The organism is Pseudomonas sp. MHK4 (assembly GCF_054600775.1).
Map to the genome: position 1 here is coordinate 323,430 of NZ_BAAIAK010000001.1, position 17,412 is coordinate 340,841.

Genomic DNA, 17,412 nt, shown 5'->3' on the forward strand with positions numbered 1-17,412 from the left:
TGTTGGATATCTCTCCTGTTACGTAAGCCGAAGGTAAATTGCCGGTAAAGGCGCTTTGCTTATCACCCACCAGTGCTTATCGTTCAGCCTCATGTAAAACAAGCCCACGCGCCCAATGGTTGATCACTCAATGCAATCCTCCGCTTCCCGTAGTCCTCGTCGCTGGCTGTTTGGCCTGCTTGTCCTGTTGGTCATCGCCGCCCTGTGCTGGAAATTCTGGCCGGGCAGTGCTGCGCCGAAAGAGGGCGCGGGGCAAAAAGCCGTGGCCGGGCACACCGGCAGGTCAGGCGGGATGCGGCCGGGGTTCGGCGGTGCGGCGGGGCTGGTACCGGTGCGTGTGGCGCCGGCGGTCACCGGTGACTTCCCGCTGTATTACAAGGCGTTGGGTACGGTGACGGCGCTGAACACCATCAACGTGCGCAGCCGTGTCGGCGGTGAGCTGATGAAGATCTATTTCGAGGAAGGGCAGATGGTCAAGGCTGGCGACCTGCTGGCTGAAATCGACCCGCGTCCCTACCAGAACGCCTTGCTCCAGGCTGAAGGCACCTTGCTGCAGAACCAGGCGCAATTGAAGAACGCCCAGGTGGATGTCGAGCGTTATACCGGACTGTACCGTGAGGACAGCATCGCCAAGCAGACCCTGGACACCGCCGTGGCGCTGGTCGGTCAGTACCTTGGCACGGTCAAGACCAACCAGGCAGCGGTCAACGACGCCAAGCTCAATCTCGAATTCACCCGGATCCGCGCGCCCATCGCCGGGCGCGTTGGGCTGCGTCAGCTGGACGTCGGCAACCTGGTGGCGGCCAACGACACCACGGCGCTGGCGATCATCACCCAGACCCAGCCCATCAGCGTGGCCTTCACCTTGCCGGAAAACAGCCTCGACGTGGTGCTGGCCCGTTATCGCAGCGGCGCCAAGCTGCCGGCCGAGGCCTGGGATCGCGGCGACACCAAGCTGCAGGCCACCGGCGTGCTGCAGAGCCTGGACAACCAGATCGACGTCACCACCGGCACCCTGAAATTCAAGGCGCGCTACGAGAACCGCGACCAGTCGCTGTTCCCCAACCAATTCGTCAATGTGCGCCTGCTGGCGGATACCCTCAAAGGCGTGGTGCTCGCGCCCTCCGCGGCGATCCAGTTCGGCACCAATGGCACCTTTGTCTATGCCCTGGACGGCGACAAGAAGGTCAAGATCCGTCAGTTGAAGATCGGCGCCAGCGACGGCGAGAACACCGTGGTCACCGAAGGCCTGTCCGCCGGTGATCGGGTGGTGCTGGAGGGCACTGATCGCCTGAAGGACGGTAGCGACGTGGAAGTGGTCAACGACCCGCAGCAAGTGCCGACCAACCCGGCCGGCCACCTGCAAGGCAAATCGGCAGCCACCACGGCTGAACCGGCACCTGCCGACAAGGCGAAAAAGGGCGGCGCATGAATCTCTCGCGGCTGTTCATCCTTCGCCCGGTAGCGACCACCCTGAGCATGCTGGCCATTATCCTGGCCGGCGTGATCGCCTATCGCCTGCTGCCGGTATCGGCCTTGCCCCAGGTCGATTACCCGACCATTCGCGTCATGACCCTGTATCCCGGCGCGAGCCCGGATGTCATGACCAGCGCCGTGACCGCGCCGCTTGAGCGCCAGTTCGGGCAGATGCCCGGCCTGACCCAGATGGCCTCGACCAGTTCCGGCGGCGCTTCGGTGCTGACCCTGCGTTTCAGCCTCGACATCAACATGGACGTCGCCGAGCAACAAGTGCAGGCGGCGATCAACGCCGCGACCAACCTGCTGCCCAAGGATCTGCCGGCACCGCCGGTGTACAACAAGGTCAACCCGGCCGATACCCCGGTCCTCACGTTGGCAATCACCTCAAAGACCATGCTGTTGCCCAAGCTCAATGACCTGGTCGACACCCGCATGGCACAGAAGATCGCCCAGATCAGCGGCGTCGGCATGGTCAGCATCGCCGGTGGCCAGCGCCAGGCGGTGCGGATCAAGGTCAACCCCGAGGCCCTGGCGGCCAACGGCCTGAACCTGTCGGACGTGCGCACCCTGATCGGCGCGTCCAACGTCAACCAGCCCAAGGGCAACTTCGACGGCCCGACCCGGGTGTCGATGCTCGATGCCAACGATCAACTGACCTCGCCCAAGGACTACGCCAACCTGATCCTGGCCTACGCCAACGGCGCGCCATTGCGCCTCAAGGACGTGGCGGAAATCGTCGACGGCGCTGAAAACGAACGCCTGGCGGCCTGGGCCAACGAAAACCAGGCGGTGCTGCTGAACATCCAGCGCCAGCCAGGGGCCAACGTGATCGAGGTGGTGGACCGGATCAAGGCCTTGCTGCCGAGCATCACCGACAACCTGCCGGCCGGCCTTGAGGTCACCGTGCTGACCGACCGCACCCAGACCATCCGCGCCTCGGTCACGGACGTGCAGCATGAATTGCTGATCGCCATCGCCCTGGTGGTGATGGTCACCTTCCTGTTCCTGCGCCGGGCCAGTGCCACGATCATTCCGTCGGTGGCCGTGCCGCTGTCGTTGATCGGTACCTTTGGCGTGATGTACCTGGCAGGCTTCTCGGTCAACAACCTGACCCTGATGGCCCTGACCATCGCCACCGGCTTCGTGGTGGACGATGCGATCGTGATGCTGGAGAACATTTCCCGGTTCATCGAAGAGGGCGACAGCCCGTTGAACGCGGCGCTCAAGGGCGCCAAGCAGATCGGTTTCACCCTGATTTCCCTGACCCTGTCGCTGATCGCCGTGCTGATCCCGCTGCTGTTCATGGCCGACGTGGTGGGGCGGCTGTTCCGCGAATTCGCCATCACCCTGGCGGTGGCAATCCTGATTTCCCTGGTGGTGTCCCTGACCCTGACACCGATGATGTGCGCGCGGTTGCTCAAGCGCGAGCCGAAGGAAGAGGAGCAGGGCCGTTTTTACCGCGCCAGTGGCGCAGCAATTGATTGGATGATCGCGGCTTACGGGCGAAAGTTAAAGTGGGTTCTCAAGAGGCAACCACTGACCTTGATGGTGGCCATCGGCACCTTGGCGCTGACGGTATTCCTGTATATGGTCGTGCCCAAGGGCTTTTTCCCAGTGCAGGACACCGGGGTGATCCAGGGCATTTCCGAAGCACCGCAGTCGATTTCCTTCGCCGCGATGAGCGAGCGCCAGCAGGAACTGGCCAAGGTGATCCTGGCGGATCCGGCGGTCGAGAGCCTGTCGTCCTACATCGGCGTTGACGGCGACAACTCGACGCTAAACAGCGGTCGGTTGCTGATCAACCTCAAGTCTCACAGTGACCGCGACCTGAGCGCCACTGAGGTGATCGCGCGCTTGCAGCCGGAACTGGACAAACTGGTGGGCATCCGCCTGTTCATGCAGCCGGTGCAGGACCTGACCATGGAAGATCGGGTCAGCCGTACGCAGTACCAGTTCAGCATGTCGTCGCCGGATTCCGAACTGCTTAGCCTGTGGAGCGGGCGTCTGGTCGAAGCCCTGGCCCAACGGCCGGAGCTGACCGATGTCGCCAGCGACCTGCAGGACAAAGGCTTGCAGGTCTACCTGGTGATCGACCGCGACGCCGCCTCGCGGGTCGGGGTGTCGGTGTCGAACATAACCGACGCGCTGTACGACGCCTTCGGCCAGCGGCAGATTTCCACGATCTACACCCAGGCCAGCCAATACCGCGTGGTCTTGCAATCGCAGTCCGGCGAGAAGATCGGCCCGCAGGCGCTGGACCAGATCCACGTCAAGACCACCGATGGCGGGCAGGTGCGCCTGTCCAGCCTGGCGCATATCGAAGAGCGCCAGGCGCAACTGGCGATCACCCATATCGGCCAGTTCCCGGCGGTGATGATGTCGTTCAACCTGGCCCCCGGCGTGGCCCTGGGGCATGCGGTAGAAATCATCGAGCAGGTGCAGAAGGACATCGGCATGCCGATTGGCGTGCAAACCCAGTTCCAGGGTGCTGCCGAAGCGTTCCAGGCGTCGCTGTCGAGCACCTTGCTGCTGATCCTGGCGGCGGTGGTGACCATGTACATCGTGCTGGGCGTGCTCTACGAGAGCTACATCCATCCCATCACCATTCTCTCGACCTTGCCCTCGGCGGCGGTCGGCGCCTTGCTGGCGTTGATCCTCAGCGGCAATGACCTGGGCATGATCGCGATCATCGGCATCATCCTGCTGATCGGCATCGTCAAGAAGAACGCGATCATGATGATCGACTTCGCCCTCGATGCCGAGCGCAACCAGGGCATGGACCCGGAAACGGCGATCTATCAGGCCGCGCTGCTACGTTTCCGGCCGATCCTGATGACCACCCTGGCGGCCCTGTTCGGCGCGGTGCCGTTGATGCTGGCCACCGGTTCCGGCGCGGAATTGCGTCAGCCGTTGGGTCTGGTGATGGTCGGCGGCTTGCTGTTGAGTCAGGTCCTGACCCTGTTCACCACGCCGGTGATCTACCTGTATTTCGACCGTCTCGGTCGGCGCTGGGGTCGCAAGCCTGAAGCCGTGGACGCGGTAGAGCAGCCATGAACCTTTCGGGACCTTTCATCAAGCGCCCGGTGGCAACCATGCTGCTCAGCCTGGCGATCATGCTGCTGGGCGGGGTGAGTTTCGGTCTGTTGCCGGTCTCGCCGTTGCCGCAGATGGACTTCCCGGTGATCGTGGTCCAGGCCAGCCTGCCTGGCGCCAGCCCGGAAGTCATGGCCTCCACCGTGGCCACGCCGCTGGAGCGTTCCTTCGGCGCCATCGCCGGGGTCAACACCATGAGCAGCCGCTCCAGCCAAGGCTCGACCCGGGTCATCCTGCAATTCGACCTGGACCGCGACATCAACGGCGCGGCGCGGGAAGTGCAGGCGGCGATCAACGCCTCGCGCAACCTGCTGCCCAGCGGCATGCGGAGCATGCCCACCTACAAGAAGGTCAACCCGTCCCAGGCGCCGATCATGGTGCTGTCGCTGACCTCGGACGTGCTGGAAAAAGGCCAGCTCTATGACCTGGCATCCACCATCCTGTCCCAGAGCCTGTCGCAGGTGCAGGGCGTCGGCGAAGTGCAGATCGGCGGCAGCTCCCTGCCGGCGGTGCGCATCGAGCTCGAACCCCAGGCGCTCAACCAGTACGGCGTGGCCCTGGACGATGTGCGCAACACCATCGCCAATGCCAACGTGCGCCGGCCCAAGGGCTCGGTGGAGGATGGCCAGCGGCTGTGGCAGGTGCAGGCCAACGATCAACTGGAAAAGGCCAAGGACTACGAGTCGCTGATCATCCACTACGCGGACGGCGCAGCCCTGCGCCTGAAGGACGTGGCCAAGGTCAGCGACGGCGTCGAAGACCGCTACAACAGCGGTTTCTTCAACGACGATGCGGCGGTGCTGCTGGTGATCAACCGGCAGGCCGGGGCCAACATCATCGAGACGGTCAACGAGATCAAGGCCCAGTTGCCGGCGTTGCAGGCCGTGCTGCCGGCCAGCGTCAAGCTGAACCTGGCCATGGACCGCTCGCCGGTGATCAAGGCCACGCTGCACGAAGCGGAGATGACCCTGCTGATCGCCGTGGCGCTGGTGATCCTGGTGGTGTTCCTGTTTCTCGGCAGCTTCCGTGCCTCGCTGATCCCGACCCTGGCGGTGCCGGTGTCGCTGGTCGGCACCTTTGCCGTGATGTACCTGTACGGTTTCTCGCTGAACAACCTGTCGCTGATGGCGTTGATCCTGGCCACCGGGCTGGTGGTGGACGATGCCATCGTGGTGCTGGAGAACATCTCCCGGCACATCGACGCGGGTGTGCGGCCGATGAAGGCGGCGTACCTCGGCGCCCAGGAAGTCGGCTTCACCTTGCTGTCGATGAACGTGTCGCTGGTGGCGGTGTTCCTGTCAATCCTGTTCATGGGCGGGATCATCGAGAGCCTGTTCCGCGAATTCTCCATCACCCTGGCGGCGGCCATCGTGGTGTCGCTGGTGGTCTCGCTGACACTGACGCCAATGCTCTGTGCCCGCTGGCTCAAGCCGCACACGCCGGGCCAGGAAAACCGTCTGCAGCGCTGGAGCCAGCGGGCCAACGACTGGATGGTCGGCAAATACGCCACCAGCCTCGACTGGGTGCTGCGTCACCGGCGCCTGACACTGCTCAGCCTATTTGTGACAATTGGCGTTAACATTGCGCTGTATATCGTTGTTCCTAAAACATTTCTTCCGCAACAAGACACCGGCCAACTGATCGGTTTCGTGCGCGGTGACGACGGCCTGTCGTTCAGCGTGATGCAGCCGAAAATGGAGATCTTCCGCCGCGCCGTGCTCAAGGACGAAGCGGTGGAAAGCGTCGCCGGGTTCATCGGAGGCACCAACGGCACCAACAACGCGTTCATGCTGGTGCGCCTGAAACCGATCAAGGAGCGCAGTATTTCCGCGCAAAAGGTCATCGAGCGCCTGCGCAAGGAAATGCCCAAGGTCGCCGGCGCGCAACTGATGCTGATGGCCGACCAGGACCTGCAGTTTGGCGGTGGCCGCGAACAGACCTCCTCGCAGTACTCCTACATCCTGCAAAGCGGTGACCTGGGCGCGTTGCGCGAGTGGTATCCGAAAGTGGTGACTGCACTCAAGGCGCTGCCGGAACTGACCGCGATCGATGCCCGCGAAGGTCGGGGCGCCCAGCAGGTGACACTGATCGTCGACCGCGACCAGGCCAAGCGCCTGGGCGTGGACATGGACATGGTCACGGCGGTGCTCAACAACGCCTACAGCCAGCGGCAGATTTCGACCATCTACGACAGCCTCAACCAGTACCAGGTGGTGATGGAGGTCAATCCCAAGTACGCCCAGGATCCGATCACGCTCAAGCAGGTGCAGGTGATCACGGCGGACGGCGCGCGGATTCCGCTGTCGACCATCGCCCATTACGAGAACAGCCTGGAAGACGATCGGGTCAGCCATGAGGGCCAGTTCGCTTCGGAAAGCATTGCCTTCGACATGGCCGAAGGCGTGACCGTGGAGCAGGGCAGTGCCGCCATCGAGCGGGCGATTGCCGCCGTGGGCCTGCCGGAAGACGTCATCGCGAAAATGGCCGGCACCGCCGATGCCTTTGCCGCGACCCAGAAGAGCCAGCCGTGGATGATCCTCGGCGCCCTGGTGGCGGTGTACCTGGTGCTGGGCGTGCTGTATGAAAGCTACATTCATCCGCTGACCATTCTCTCGACCTTGCCTTCGGCGGGGGTCGGCGCGCTGCTGTCGATTTATGCCCTGGGCGGTGAGTTCAGCCTGATCTCGTTGCTTGGCCTGTTCCTGTTGATCGGCGTGGTGAAGAAAAATGCCATCCTGATGATCGACCTGGCGTTGCAGCTCGAACGCCATCAGGGCATGGCCCCGCTGGAATCGATTCGCAACGCTTGCCTGCAGCGTTTGCGGCCGATCCTGATGACCACCCTGGCCGCGATCCTCGGCGCCTTGCCGTTGTTGATGAGCCGCGCCGAAGGGGCGGAAATGCGCCAGCCGCTGGGCCTGACCATCATCGGCGGGCTGATCTTCAGCCAGGTGCTGACCCTCTACACCACCCCGGTGGTCTACCTCTATCTCGACAAACTGCGCCATCGCTTCAACCGCTGGCGTGGAGTGCGTACCGATGCTGCCTTGGAAACTCCGCTATGACTGACCGTTCGCTGTTCAACCTGGCTCCTGCGCTGATCACCGCCCGTGGCTCGCGCTTGCTGAGCCTGTCGCTGTGCGTGGCGATGCTCAGTGCCTGCGCCGTCGGCCCGGATTACCAGCGCCCGCAAACCGCGGAGCCTGCGCAGTACAAGGAAGCGCCCGGCTGGCGTCAGGCCAATCCGAGCGATTCCCTGGCCCGGGGTGCCTGGTGGGAGCTTTACGGCGATCAGCAACTCAATGGCCTGATCGACAAGCTCAACAGCGCCAACCAGACCGTTGCCCAGTCCGAAGCCCAGTACCGCCAGGCCCAGGCCCTGGTGCGCAGCGCCCGGGGTGCGTTTTTTCCGACGGTGGACCTGACGCTGGGGAAAAACCGCTCCAGCCAGGGCACCGGCAGCAGCAGTTCGAGCCTGACCAGTTCCTCCAGCGGTATTCGCGATACCTACACCGCCCAGGCCGGGGTCAGTTGGGAAGCGGATGTCTGGGGCAAGTTGCGCCGCGGGCTTGAAGCCGACACCGCCAATGCCCAAGCGAGCTTTGCCGACCTGGCGGCGATGCGCCTTAGCCAGCAGTCGGAACTGGTGCAGAACTACCTGCAACTGCGGGTGATCGACGAGCAGAAGCGTTTACTCGAGGCGACCGTCGCGGCCTACCAGCGCTCGCTGAAAATGACCGAAAACCAGTACCGCGCCGGGGTTTCCGGCAAGGACGCGGTGGCCCAGGCACAGACGCAACTCAAGGGCACCGAGGCGGATATGGTCGATCTGATCTGGCAACGCGCCCAGTTGGAAAACGCCATCGCCGTGCTGATCGGCTTGCCACCGGCGCAATTTGGCCTGGCGGAAACCCGGAACATCCCGGCCTTGCCGGCGGTGCCGCTAAGTTTGCCTTCGCAACTGCTGGAACGCCGCCCCGACATTGCCTCGGCCGAGCGCTCGGTGATTGCCGCCAACGCCAACATCGGCGTGGCCAAGGCTGCTTATTACCCGGACCTGACCCTGAGCTTGAACGGCGGCTACAGCAGCAGCACCTCGAAAGACCTGTTCAGCCTGCCGAACCGTTTCTGGTCGGTCGGCCCGCAACTGGCGATGACCTTGTTCGACGGCGGCCAGCGCTCGGCGGAAGTGGACCGCAGCGAGGCGGCCTACGACGAAACCGTAGCCAAATACCGCCAGACCGTGCTCGATGGCTTGCGTGAGGTGGAGAACTATCTGGTCCAGCTCAAGGTGCTGCAGGACGAAGCCGTGGTGCGCCAACAGGCGCTGGACGCAGCCCGTGAGTCGTTGCGCCTGACCGAGAACCAGTACAAGGCGGGCGTGATTGCGTACCTGGATGTGGTGGTGGTCCAGGCTGCGGCACTGAGCAATGAACGCAGCACCCTGGACCTGTTGCAGAGTCGCCTGATTGCCAGCGTGCAGTTGATTGCGGCGCTGGGTGGCGGATGGGACGGGCAGCTTCAGGTGGGTGATAACCGCTGATCGCCGATCCATCTCCCACGGCCGTACCCGATCCCTGTAGGAGCTGGCTTGCCAGCGAAGGCGTCCGAAAGACTGGCGCAAGGTTCAAGGACCCCTTTGCCGGCAAGCCGGCTCCTACAGGGGTTCACATGTATCGACAGAGTTAATGTAAAACCTTAAAACAAGCGTTTCATCGAGTTGATGGCCTTTTGCTCATTTTATGAGTGTTGTTCTCATTTGGAATCAGTACAATCGCCGGATTTACACCTCCGAGAACGGATGCAGTACGGGGGTGATACTGAGACTCTTCCATGCTCATCGGTAGTTATTCCCCAACGCTGGTCATCATTTCGCTCTGTGTGGCCATCCTCGCGGCATACACCGCATTGGACCTGACCGGGCGCATTGCCACGGCCAAGGGCCGGGCGGTGCATTGGTGGACGGCGGGTGGGGCGTTTGCCATGGGTATCGGCGTATGGTCGATGCATTTCATCGGCATGCTCGCGTTCAGGTTGCCCATCGACCTTGGGTACGACTTCTCCATCACCTTGCTGTCGCTGTTGATCGGCATCCTGTCGTGCGGGTTCGCCTTGTGGCTGGTCAGTCAGGCGCGATTGCCGGCCTGGCAGCTGGCGTTCGGCGCGCTGGTCATGGGGGCCGGGATCAGTGCCATGCATTACACCGGCATGGCAGCCATGCGCATGCAGCCAGGCATCGATTACGACCCGACGCTGTTCGGCGCGTCGTTATGCATAGCGGTGGGCGCCTCCGGCGCTGCACTCTGGATTGCCTTTCGCCTGCGCCGGCACACACCTTATGTACGGCTGATCCGCGGTGGCGCGGCGGTGATCATGGGCATTGCCATTGTCGGCATGCACTACACCGGGATGGCTGCTGCACAATTCCCTGCAGGTAGTTTCTGCGGTGCAGCCGTCAATGGCCTGAGCGCAAACGGCCTGGACAACCTGGTCCTGATCACCACCCTGGCGGTCTTGAGCATCGCCTTGCTGACCTCGGTCCTCGATGCGCGCCTGGAAGCTCGAACCGCCAACCTTGCCCAGTCACTGACCGAAGCCAATCGCGAACTGACCCAGCTGGCCTTGCACGACACGCTGACCGGCCTGCCGAATCGGGTGTTGCTGGCCGATCGCATCGATCAGGGGATGTCCAGGGTCGACACCGAGGGTGGTTGCGTGGCGTTGATGTTCATCGATCTCGATGGCTTCAAACCGGTCAATGACGCCTTCGGTCATCATATGGGTGACCAGTTGCTGCGCGAAGTCAGCCTGCGCCTGCGCGAGGATCTGCGTGGCCAGGACACCCTGGCGCGGATCGGCGGCGATGAGTTCGTGCTACTGGTGCAATTGAGCGAGCCGAACGACGCCATGAACCTCGCGGCCCGCCAGGTCAGCCTGATCGCCCGTTCGTTCCGGGTGGCCGAACATGATTTGCAGATCTCCGCCAGCGTCGGCATCGCCCTGTATCCGGGCAATGGCCAGACCGCCCACGAACTGCTGATGAACGCCGATGCGGCGATGTATCACGCCAAGGGCACGGGCAAGAACGGCTACAGTTTCTTCGACGCCTCGATGAACAGCAATGCGCGCAAGCAACTGCAATTGCTGCAGGACCTGCGCAATGCCGTGGACCAGAGAGAGTTCAGCCTGCATTACCAACCCAAATTCGACGCCAACAACGGCCGCCCGGTGGGCGCCGAAGCGTTGTTGCGCTGGCAGCACCCGACCCAGGGCATGCTGCTGCCGGACAAATTCATAGAGCTGGCGGAGAAGACCGGGTTGATCATTCCCATCGGCGAATGGGTGCTCAACGAAGCCTGCCGGCAGATGCGCGAATGGTATGTGCTGGGCTACACCGATTGGCGCATTGCGGTGAACCTCTCGGCCTTGCAGTTCTGCCACGTGGGCCTGGTGCAGAGCGTCGCCAGGGCGCTGGCTACCCACCATCTGCCGGCCAACAGCCTGACCCTGGAAATCACCGAAACCACGGCCATGAGCGATGCCGATGCGAGCATGAAGGTGCTGCAGGAGCTATCGGACATGGGCGTTGACCTGTCCATCGATGACTTCGGTACCGGCTACTCGAGCTTGATGTACCTCAAGCGCCTGCCGGCCAACGAGCTGAAGATCGACCGTGGTTTTGTGCGTGACCTGGAGCGCGACAGCGATGACGCCGCCATCGTTTCGGCGATTGTCGCCCTGGGCCAGGCACTGGGCTTGCGGATCGTCGCCGAAGGCGTGGAAACAGGCTCGCAGCAGGACTTCCTGACCCAACTCGGTTGCGACTCGTTGCAGGGTTATCTGCTCGGTCACCCGTTACCTGCCGAACGCTTCATGAAGGAAATCCACCGCGCCGAGGAATTGGCCCTGGCGTGATCTGACGGGACCGATGACGGTTTCATGCAAAGTCCGCCAATGGCGGTTATTCTTCCCCCCGACTGCATAGGCTTTAATTGGGGAAAGTGTGCATGGACAAAGTCATCGTCATCACTGGTGGAAGTCGCGGTATTGGTGCGGCAACGGCGCTGTTGGCCGCCAAACAAGGCTATCGGATCTGCATCAACTACCAGTCCGATGAACAGGCGGCGCAAACGGTGCTGGATCAGGTCCGGGCGTTAGGCGCCCAAGCCATCGCAGTGCGCGCCGACGTCAGCATCGAAGATGAGGTCATCGGCCTGTTCAACCGGGTGGACAGCGAGCTGGGCCGAGTCACGGCGCTGGTGAACAACGCCGGCACCGTCGGGCAAAAGTCCAGGGTCGACGAAATGTCCGAATGGCGCATCCTCAAGATTCTCAAGACCAATGTGCTGGCGCCCGTACTCTGCGCCAAGCACGCCATCCTGCGCATGTCGCCCAAGCACGGCGGGCAGGGCGGCAGCATCGTCAACGTCTCCTCGGTTGCCGCGCGTTTGGGTGCACCCAACGAATACGTCGACTACGCAGCCTCCAAGGGGGCGCTCGACACCTTCACCATTGGCCTGGCCAAGGAAGTGGCGGGCGAGGGGATTCGGGTCAATGCGGTGCGTCCGGGCTATATCTACACGGATTTCCATGCGCTGAGCGGCGATCCGGATCGGGTCAGCAAGCTCGAGTCGGCAATTCCCATGGCCCGTGGCGGGCGACCGGACGAAGTGGCGGAGGCGATCGTGTGGTTGCTGTCGGACAAGGCGTCCTATGCGACAGGGACGTTTGTCGATTTGGGTGGTGGGCGGTAAAGATCAAGATCAAAAGATCGCAGCCTGCGGCAGCTCCTGCACGGGCTGCGATCTTTGCTTTTAGAAGGATCTGACAATCCGCCCCAGGGTTTCCATCGCCTTTTCAGCCGCCTCATCCCAGGGGCTCCCATAATTCAACCGGATACAATTCCTGAAGCGCTGCGTCGGCGAAAAAATCGGTCCTGGCGCAATGCTGATGCCCTGTGCCAACGCCATCTGGAACAACTTCAATGAATCCATCTGCTCGGGTAGTTCCAGCCAGAGGAAGTAGCCGCCCGCCGGCTGGCTGACGCGGGTCTGCGCCGGGAAGTAGCGGGCAATGGCCGACAGCATGGCGCTTTGCTGTTCCTCCAGGGCGTACCGCAACCTGCGCAAATGGCGATCATAACCACCGTGTTGCAAGTAATCGGCAATCGCTGCCTGGGCCGGCATCGAGGCACAGAGCGAGGTCATGAGTTTCAGCCGTTCGATCTTCTGCGCATAACGCCCGGCGGCGACCCAACCGATGCGATAACCCGGGGCCAGGCTCTTGGCAAAAGAGCCGCAATGCATCACCAGGCCTTCGGTATCGAAGGCCTTTGCCGGTTTCGGCGCCTGCTGCCCGTAATAGAGTTCGGCGTAGACATCGTCCTCGATCAGCGGCACCTGATGGCTGCGCAGCAGTTCCACCAGTTCGCGTTTTTTCGCTTCGGGCATGGTCGCGCCCATCGGGTTCTGGAAGCTGGTCATGCACCAGCAGGCCTTGATCGGATGGCGCTCCAGGGTTTGCGCCAGCACGCCGAGGTCGATGCCGTCACGCGGGTGTACGGGGATTTCCACGGCCTTGAGTTTCAATCTTTCCAGTACTTGCAGGCAGGCATAGAACGCCGGGGCTTCGATGGCCACCAGGTCGCCGGGTTGCGTCACGGCTTGCAGGCACAGGTTCAGCGCTTCGAGGGCGCCGTTGGTGATCAGCAGTTCTTCCATGGGCAGCATCAGGCCGCCGACCATGTAGCGCAGGGCGATCTGCCGGCGCAGTTGTGGGTTGCCCGGCGACATGTCGGTGACCACCATGCGCGGGTCCATCTCGCGGCTGGCGCTGGCCAGCGAGCGCGACAGCCGTTGCAGTGGAAACAGCGTCGGGCTGGGGAACGCCGAGCCGAAGGCTACGGTGTTCGGGTCCTTGATCGAGTCCAGGACCGAGAACACCAGTTCACTGACGTCGACTTCCGTGGATTCATTGACCTGGCTACTGATCTGCGGCTCGGAAAACGGCCGTGGCGCGTGGGCGTTGACGAAGTAGCCGGAGCGCGGGCGGGCGCGAATCAGGCCGCGCCGTTCGAGCAGGTAGTACGCCTGGAACACGGTCGACGGGCTGACCCCGTAGGTCTGGCTGGCGTAGCGCACCGACGGCACGCGTTGGCCGGGCCCGAGGACGCCGGTGCGGATCAGTTCAGCGATGTCATCGGCGAATTTTTCGTAGCGTTTCATCGAGTGCCCGGAAGTTGTCATTCAAGAAAATCGAGGTGGATTCATCGCTGGCAAGCCCGCTCCTACAGGTACTGCATCGTTCTCGCGAATGGCGCACCGCAGTCTAAAGCCTTAGCGGTTCATCGGCGCAACAAACCGGCTCTTGGCCACGCTGTAGACGCCTGGCTCATCGCGGTCGACGACCTTGAAGCTGATGCTCTGCGAGCTGCTGCTCGGCCGCTGCGTGGTCATCGCCACCGACACCGGTACATCGACAATCTCGCCGGGCGCCAGGCTCAACTCGGTCTTGCCTTGCAACTGGAAGCCGTCGCCGTCGACCAGGGCCAGGCGGTAGTCCTGGCGTTGCTGGGTCTTGTTGATGACCTTGAGGCTATAGATGTTCTCGATCTGCCCCTGACTGTTCTCGCGGAACAGGCCGCGGTCCTTGCTCACGTCCAGCGACACCATCGGCCGCTCCATCAGCGCGACGACCAGCGCCACGATCATCACCAGCAGCACGGCGGTGTAACCGATCAACCGTGGCCGCAACAGGTGAGTCTTGCCGCCTTGCAATTGATGTTCCGAGGTATAGCTGATCAGCCCGCGTTCGTAGCCCATCTTGTCCATGATCGAATCGCAGGCGTCGATGCACGCAGCGCAACCGATGCATTCCATCTGCAATCCGTCGCGAATGTCGATGCCGGTCGGGCACACCTGCACGCACAGCTGGCAATCGATGCAATCACCCAGGCCGACCTCGGCTGGCTTGACCTCGCGCTTGCGCGGGCCGCGGCTCTCGCCACGGGCCACGTCGTAGGAAATGGTCAGGGTGTCCTTGTCGAACATCACGCTCTGGAATCGCGCATATGGACACATGTGCATGCACACCGCTTCACGCAGCCAGCCGGCATTGATGTAGGTGGCGCCAGTAAAGAACAGCACCCAGAACAGGCTCACACCTCCCAGGTGCAGGGTCAGCAGTTCTTCGGCCAAGGGGCGGATCGGCGTGAAATAGCCGACGAAGGTCAGGCCGGTCAGCAGGCTGATCGCCAGCCACAAGCTGTGCTTGGCCGAGCGGCGCAGGAGCTTGTTCGGCCCCCAGGGCGCCGCTTGCAGCTTGATCCGCTGGTTGCGTTCGCCTTCGGTGATTTTCTCGCACCACATGAAGATCCAGGTCCAGGAGCTCTGTGGGCAGGTGTAGCCGCACCAGACGCGGCCGGCGAACACGGTGATCGCGAACAGGCCGAACGCGGCAATGATCAGCAGCGCCGAGAGCAGGATGAAATCCTGCGGCCAGAACGTCGCGCCGAAGACATGAAACTTGCTTTGCGAAAGGTCCCACAGCACCGCCTGGCGACCGCCCCAGTTCAACCACACGGTGGCGAAGAACAACAGGAACAGAACACCCGCGCCGCTGATGCGCAGGGTACGGAACAGGCCGGTGAAGCTACGGGTGTGGATAAGGTCGTCGCTGGACTTGGCCTTCATCTTTGGATGCGAAGGCTCGAAGGTCTCGACTACGGGGGCGCTTTCCAGGGTTCGAACGGGGATTCTATCGCTCATGGTCTTTCGCTCATCAGCCTCCATCAGGCAGGAGCACTATGAGCGGCGATCTGTTTGCATGACAGACTCAGGTATCGCTTTAAAAACCGGATCAGATGCTCGCGCAAGCCCGGCCTGCGACAAGTTGAAGCACCTGTCGCGGCGGGGCGTGGGCGGCTATATCAGGCGTTTGCAGGCCTTGTTGATCCCGGTCAGTCAAATCACCGAATCACTGTCGGTGGCCTTCAAATGCCGGCGACCGTCCACCGCACCTGCTACGGTCAAAGCGTCGGCTTCTGCTTCGGTGATGTAGATGCGCTGGCCGTTGAGGTCGACCGCCGACATGGCTTTGGCCCCATCGGTGACGATGGTCACATCGGGGCACAGGCGAATTTCCTCGCCGTTTTCGGTGGTAAAGAAGCAGGTCTCGTTCTCGATGCGTACGGTCATGACGTGATCCTTGTTTTTTACGACTGATGCAGCATTAGGCTATCGCCGCCCGGCATCGTTCTGTGCAACTGATTAATGGTTGATGCGGTCCATGCTCCATAACTCTTCACAAGGCTCTCTACAAGGAAATGGCCATGAACGCCTGGTGGCATGAAGTCTGGATGACCCTGCAAGCGGAGTTCGCCGATATCGGCGATGCCTCGCAATTAACCCGGATCACCGTGCGCCTGCTGATGGCCGCGGTACTGGGTGGCATTCTCGGGTTCGAGCGCGAGCACAAGGGGAAGGCCGCCGGGGTGCGTACCCACATGCTGGTGGCGCTGGGCGCGGCGTTGTTCGTACTGGTGCCACAGATGTCCGGCTCCCAGGCCGACGCCATGAGCCGGGTGGTGCAGGGCGTTATCGCCGGTATCGGCTTCCTCGGCGCCGGCACCATCCTGAAAAACCAGGAAGGCGACGAAGGCCACGTCAAGGGCCTGACCACCGCCGCCGGCCTGTGGATGACCGCTGCCATTGGCGTGTCCGCCGGGTTGGGGCGGGAGGCGACGGCGGTGTTCAGTACGTTGTTGGCGTTGGTGATACTTGGCGTGATGCCCAGGATCGTGAAGCTGATCGATAAGGACAAAGAACCCCTGTAGGAGCGAGCTTGCTCGCGAAAATCTCTAAATCGCCTCGGGGTGCCAGGCTATCAACGTCATCGTTCACGACCATCATCGGAACGCCGCCCGGAGCAAGCTCGCTCCTGCAAAGGGCGGTTTCTATCGAATCGGAATATAAGTTTGATCTTCTTCATGGTAGGAGAAGATGTGCTGATCTTCGGCCAATAGATTAATGCGGACAATGGGGCGAATGGTTTGGATGATGCTGTAGAGCTCCATTTGAAGTTTTTTTGCACGCTCTTTGCCTGCGAGGTTGGCCTGGTTATAGAAAATGGCTTGAAAAGGAACGCTCTTGATGTCTTCAACAGACCAGGCCGTAGTAATAACTTCATTCCAGTCGTTACGATAGTTGCTGGGCATTAAACTGCGAACTTCAATGCTCAGTGCAAACTGCTTCGCCGACTCTCGGAAAGCACACATATAGAAGTATGCAGGCTTTACTTTATTGAAATGCAAAAGCCAGTCTTGACCGTTTTCTATACCTTGTTCTTCACAATGTCGACTCCATTCGAGCTCATAACCTGGGAGCTCTCGAGTGGTTTCACCGCACCCGTCCGGACGCAAGTCGGTGGCCGCATTTGTGGGAAATGAGCAACGTAATCTTATGGGGGCGGGGCTGACGGTAGGGAGTGTGCCTAAAACAATGCCTGCACCGTTGGAAAACAAGCTTCTAATGCCAGTGTCGGCTCGAAGATAGGTGAATGAAGCGGCATTGCGATCAATTTCACCTTCCGAAGTTGTGAGGGTATCGGCCACCCGAACAAGGACTCCGTTGCAATAATAGGCGGCCTTACCGTCTGTGCACTGCTCTGACGTGTCCAAGTAGCGGCTGTTCAACTGGTTGGCGATGTCTCGTGCGTTGACGACTGGAATCTGCTCAGCCGCATTAACGTTCAGGATCGATGCTGATAAAAAGAGCACTGCTGTTGTTTTTTTCATCTTGAACGCTCGTAGAAAAATTGGCGTTGATTTTGCCCCTCCGATAG

11 protein-coding genes are annotated in these 17,412 nt (G+C 61.8%); 7 read left to right on the forward strand and 4 right to left on the reverse strand.

What is annotated here, in order from left to right; translation table 11 throughout:
* Nucleotides 1-115: 115 nt before the first annotated feature.
* The 6 genes from ACYP2Q_RS01485 (at nucleotide 116) to ACYP2Q_RS01510 (ending at nucleotide 12,326) form a co-directional block, all read left to right on the forward strand.
* Nucleotides 116-1,432 (forward strand): MdtA/MuxA family multidrug efflux RND transporter periplasmic adaptor subunit, encoded by a 1,317-nt coding sequence (locus ACYP2Q_RS01485; RefSeq protein ID WP_459728801.1) that lies wholly within the window; start codon nucleotides 116-118, stop codon nucleotides 1,430-1,432.
* A complete protein-coding gene (locus ACYP2Q_RS01490; RefSeq protein WP_459728803.1) occupies nucleotides 1,429-4,533 on the forward strand; it encodes an MdtB/MuxB family multidrug efflux RND transporter permease subunit in 3,105 nt (1,034 codons plus the stop codon). Before ACYP2Q_RS01485 ends, ACYP2Q_RS01490 begins: the two co-directional genes overlap by 4 nt.
* Nucleotides 4,530-7,637, forward strand: coding sequence for an efflux RND transporter permease subunit (locus ACYP2Q_RS01495; protein ID WP_459728805.1), 3,108 nt, complete (start codon nucleotides 4,530-4,532; stop codon nucleotides 7,635-7,637). The genes ACYP2Q_RS01490 and ACYP2Q_RS01495 overlap by 4 nt, the downstream gene beginning before the upstream one ends.
* A complete protein-coding gene (locus tag ACYP2Q_RS01500) occupies nucleotides 7,634-9,115 on the forward strand; it encodes an efflux transporter outer membrane subunit (RefSeq protein WP_459728808.1) in 1,482 nt (493 codons plus the stop codon). Before ACYP2Q_RS01495 ends, ACYP2Q_RS01500 begins: the two co-directional genes overlap by 4 nt.
* Nucleotides 9,116-9,405: 290 nt before the next feature.
* On the forward strand, nucleotides 9,406-11,487 hold the full coding sequence (locus tag ACYP2Q_RS01505) for a putative bifunctional diguanylate cyclase/phosphodiesterase (RefSeq protein ID WP_459728810.1): 2,082 nt from the start codon (nucleotides 9,406-9,408) through the stop codon (nucleotides 11,485-11,487).
* Between the two features lie 92 nt (nucleotides 11,488-11,579).
* Nucleotides 11,580-12,326 (forward strand): SDR family oxidoreductase, encoded by a 747-nt coding sequence (locus tag ACYP2Q_RS01510; RefSeq protein WP_459728812.1) that lies wholly within the window; start codon nucleotides 11,580-11,582, stop codon nucleotides 12,324-12,326.
* A gap of 60 nt (nucleotides 12,327-12,386) precedes the next feature.
* Here ACYP2Q_RS01510 and mapR read toward each other — a convergent pair whose 3' ends face one another.
* The 3 genes from mapR to ACYP2Q_RS01525 all read right to left on the reverse strand — a co-directional run bounded on the left by mapR (nucleotide 12,387) and on the right by ACYP2Q_RS01525 (nucleotide 15,767).
* On the reverse strand, nucleotides 12,387-13,796 hold the full coding sequence (gene mapR / locus ACYP2Q_RS01515) for a GntR family transcriptional regulator MpaR (RefSeq protein ID WP_459728814.1): 1,410 nt from the start codon (nucleotides 13,794-13,796) through the stop codon (nucleotides 12,387-12,389).
* Between the two features lie 111 nt (nucleotides 13,797-13,907).
* Complete coding sequence (ccoG, locus tag ACYP2Q_RS01520) at nucleotides 13,908-15,338, reverse strand: cytochrome c oxidase accessory protein CcoG (protein WP_459728816.1); 1,431 nt, start codon at nucleotides 15,336-15,338, stop codon at nucleotides 13,908-13,910.
* A 195-nt stretch (nucleotides 15,339-15,533) separates the two neighbouring features.
* Nucleotides 15,534-15,767, reverse strand: a complete 234-nt coding sequence (locus ACYP2Q_RS01525) for a DUF3203 family protein (RefSeq protein ID WP_046818117.1) — start codon at nucleotides 15,765-15,767, stop codon at nucleotides 15,534-15,536.
* A gap of 134 nt (nucleotides 15,768-15,901) precedes the next feature.
* Between ACYP2Q_RS01525 and ACYP2Q_RS01530 the strand changes: the two genes are divergently transcribed.
* Nucleotides 15,902-16,405, forward strand: coding sequence for an MgtC/SapB family protein (locus tag ACYP2Q_RS01530; protein WP_459728819.1), 504 nt, complete (start codon nucleotides 15,902-15,904; stop codon nucleotides 16,403-16,405).
* 120 nt (nucleotides 16,406-16,525) lie between these two features.
* Here ACYP2Q_RS01530 and ACYP2Q_RS01535 read toward each other — a convergent pair whose 3' ends face one another.
* A complete protein-coding gene (locus ACYP2Q_RS01535; protein WP_459728821.1) occupies nucleotides 16,526-17,365 on the reverse strand; it encodes a hypothetical protein in 840 nt (279 codons plus the stop codon).
* Nucleotides 17,366-17,412 lie beyond the last annotated feature (47 nt).

What these genes read in the sequence shown, in the direction of transcription:
- mapR (WP_459728814.1), bottom strand. Translation starts at nt 13,796, where the DNA reads ATGAAACGCTACGAAAAATTCGCCGATGACATCGCTGAACTGATCCGC.
- ACYP2Q_RS01485 (WP_459728801.1), top strand. Translation starts at nt 116, where the DNA reads ATGGTTGATCACTCAATGCAATCCTCCGCTTCCCGTAGTCCTCGTCGC.
- ACYP2Q_RS01500 (WP_459728808.1), top strand. Translation starts at nt 7,634, where the DNA reads ATGACTGACCGTTCGCTGTTCAACCTGGCTCCTGCGCTGATCACCGCC.
- ACYP2Q_RS01530 (WP_459728819.1), top strand. Translation starts at nt 15,902, where the DNA reads ATGAACGCCTGGTGGCATGAAGTCTGGATGACCCTGCAAGCGGAGTTC.
- ccoG (WP_459728816.1), bottom strand. Translation starts at nt 15,338, where the DNA reads ATGAGCGATAGAATCCCCGTTCGAACCCTGGAAAGCGCCCCCGTAGTC.
- ACYP2Q_RS01495 (WP_459728805.1), top strand. Translation starts at nt 4,530, where the DNA reads ATGAACCTTTCGGGACCTTTCATCAAGCGCCCGGTGGCAACCATGCTG.
- ACYP2Q_RS01535 (WP_459728821.1), bottom strand. Translation starts at nt 17,365, where the DNA reads ATGAAAAAAACAACAGCAGTGCTCTTTTTATCAGCATCGATCCTGAAC.
- ACYP2Q_RS01525 (WP_046818117.1), bottom strand. Translation starts at nt 15,767, where the DNA reads ATGACCGTACGCATCGAGAACGAGACCTGCTTCTTTACCACCGAAAAC.
- ACYP2Q_RS01510 (WP_459728812.1), top strand. Translation starts at nt 11,580, where the DNA reads ATGGACAAAGTCATCGTCATCACTGGTGGAAGTCGCGGTATTGGTGCG.
- ACYP2Q_RS01490 (WP_459728803.1), top strand. Translation starts at nt 1,429, where the DNA reads ATGAATCTCTCGCGGCTGTTCATCCTTCGCCCGGTAGCGACCACCCTG.
- ACYP2Q_RS01505 (WP_459728810.1), top strand. Translation starts at nt 9,406, where the DNA reads ATGCTCATCGGTAGTTATTCCCCAACGCTGGTCATCATTTCGCTCTGT.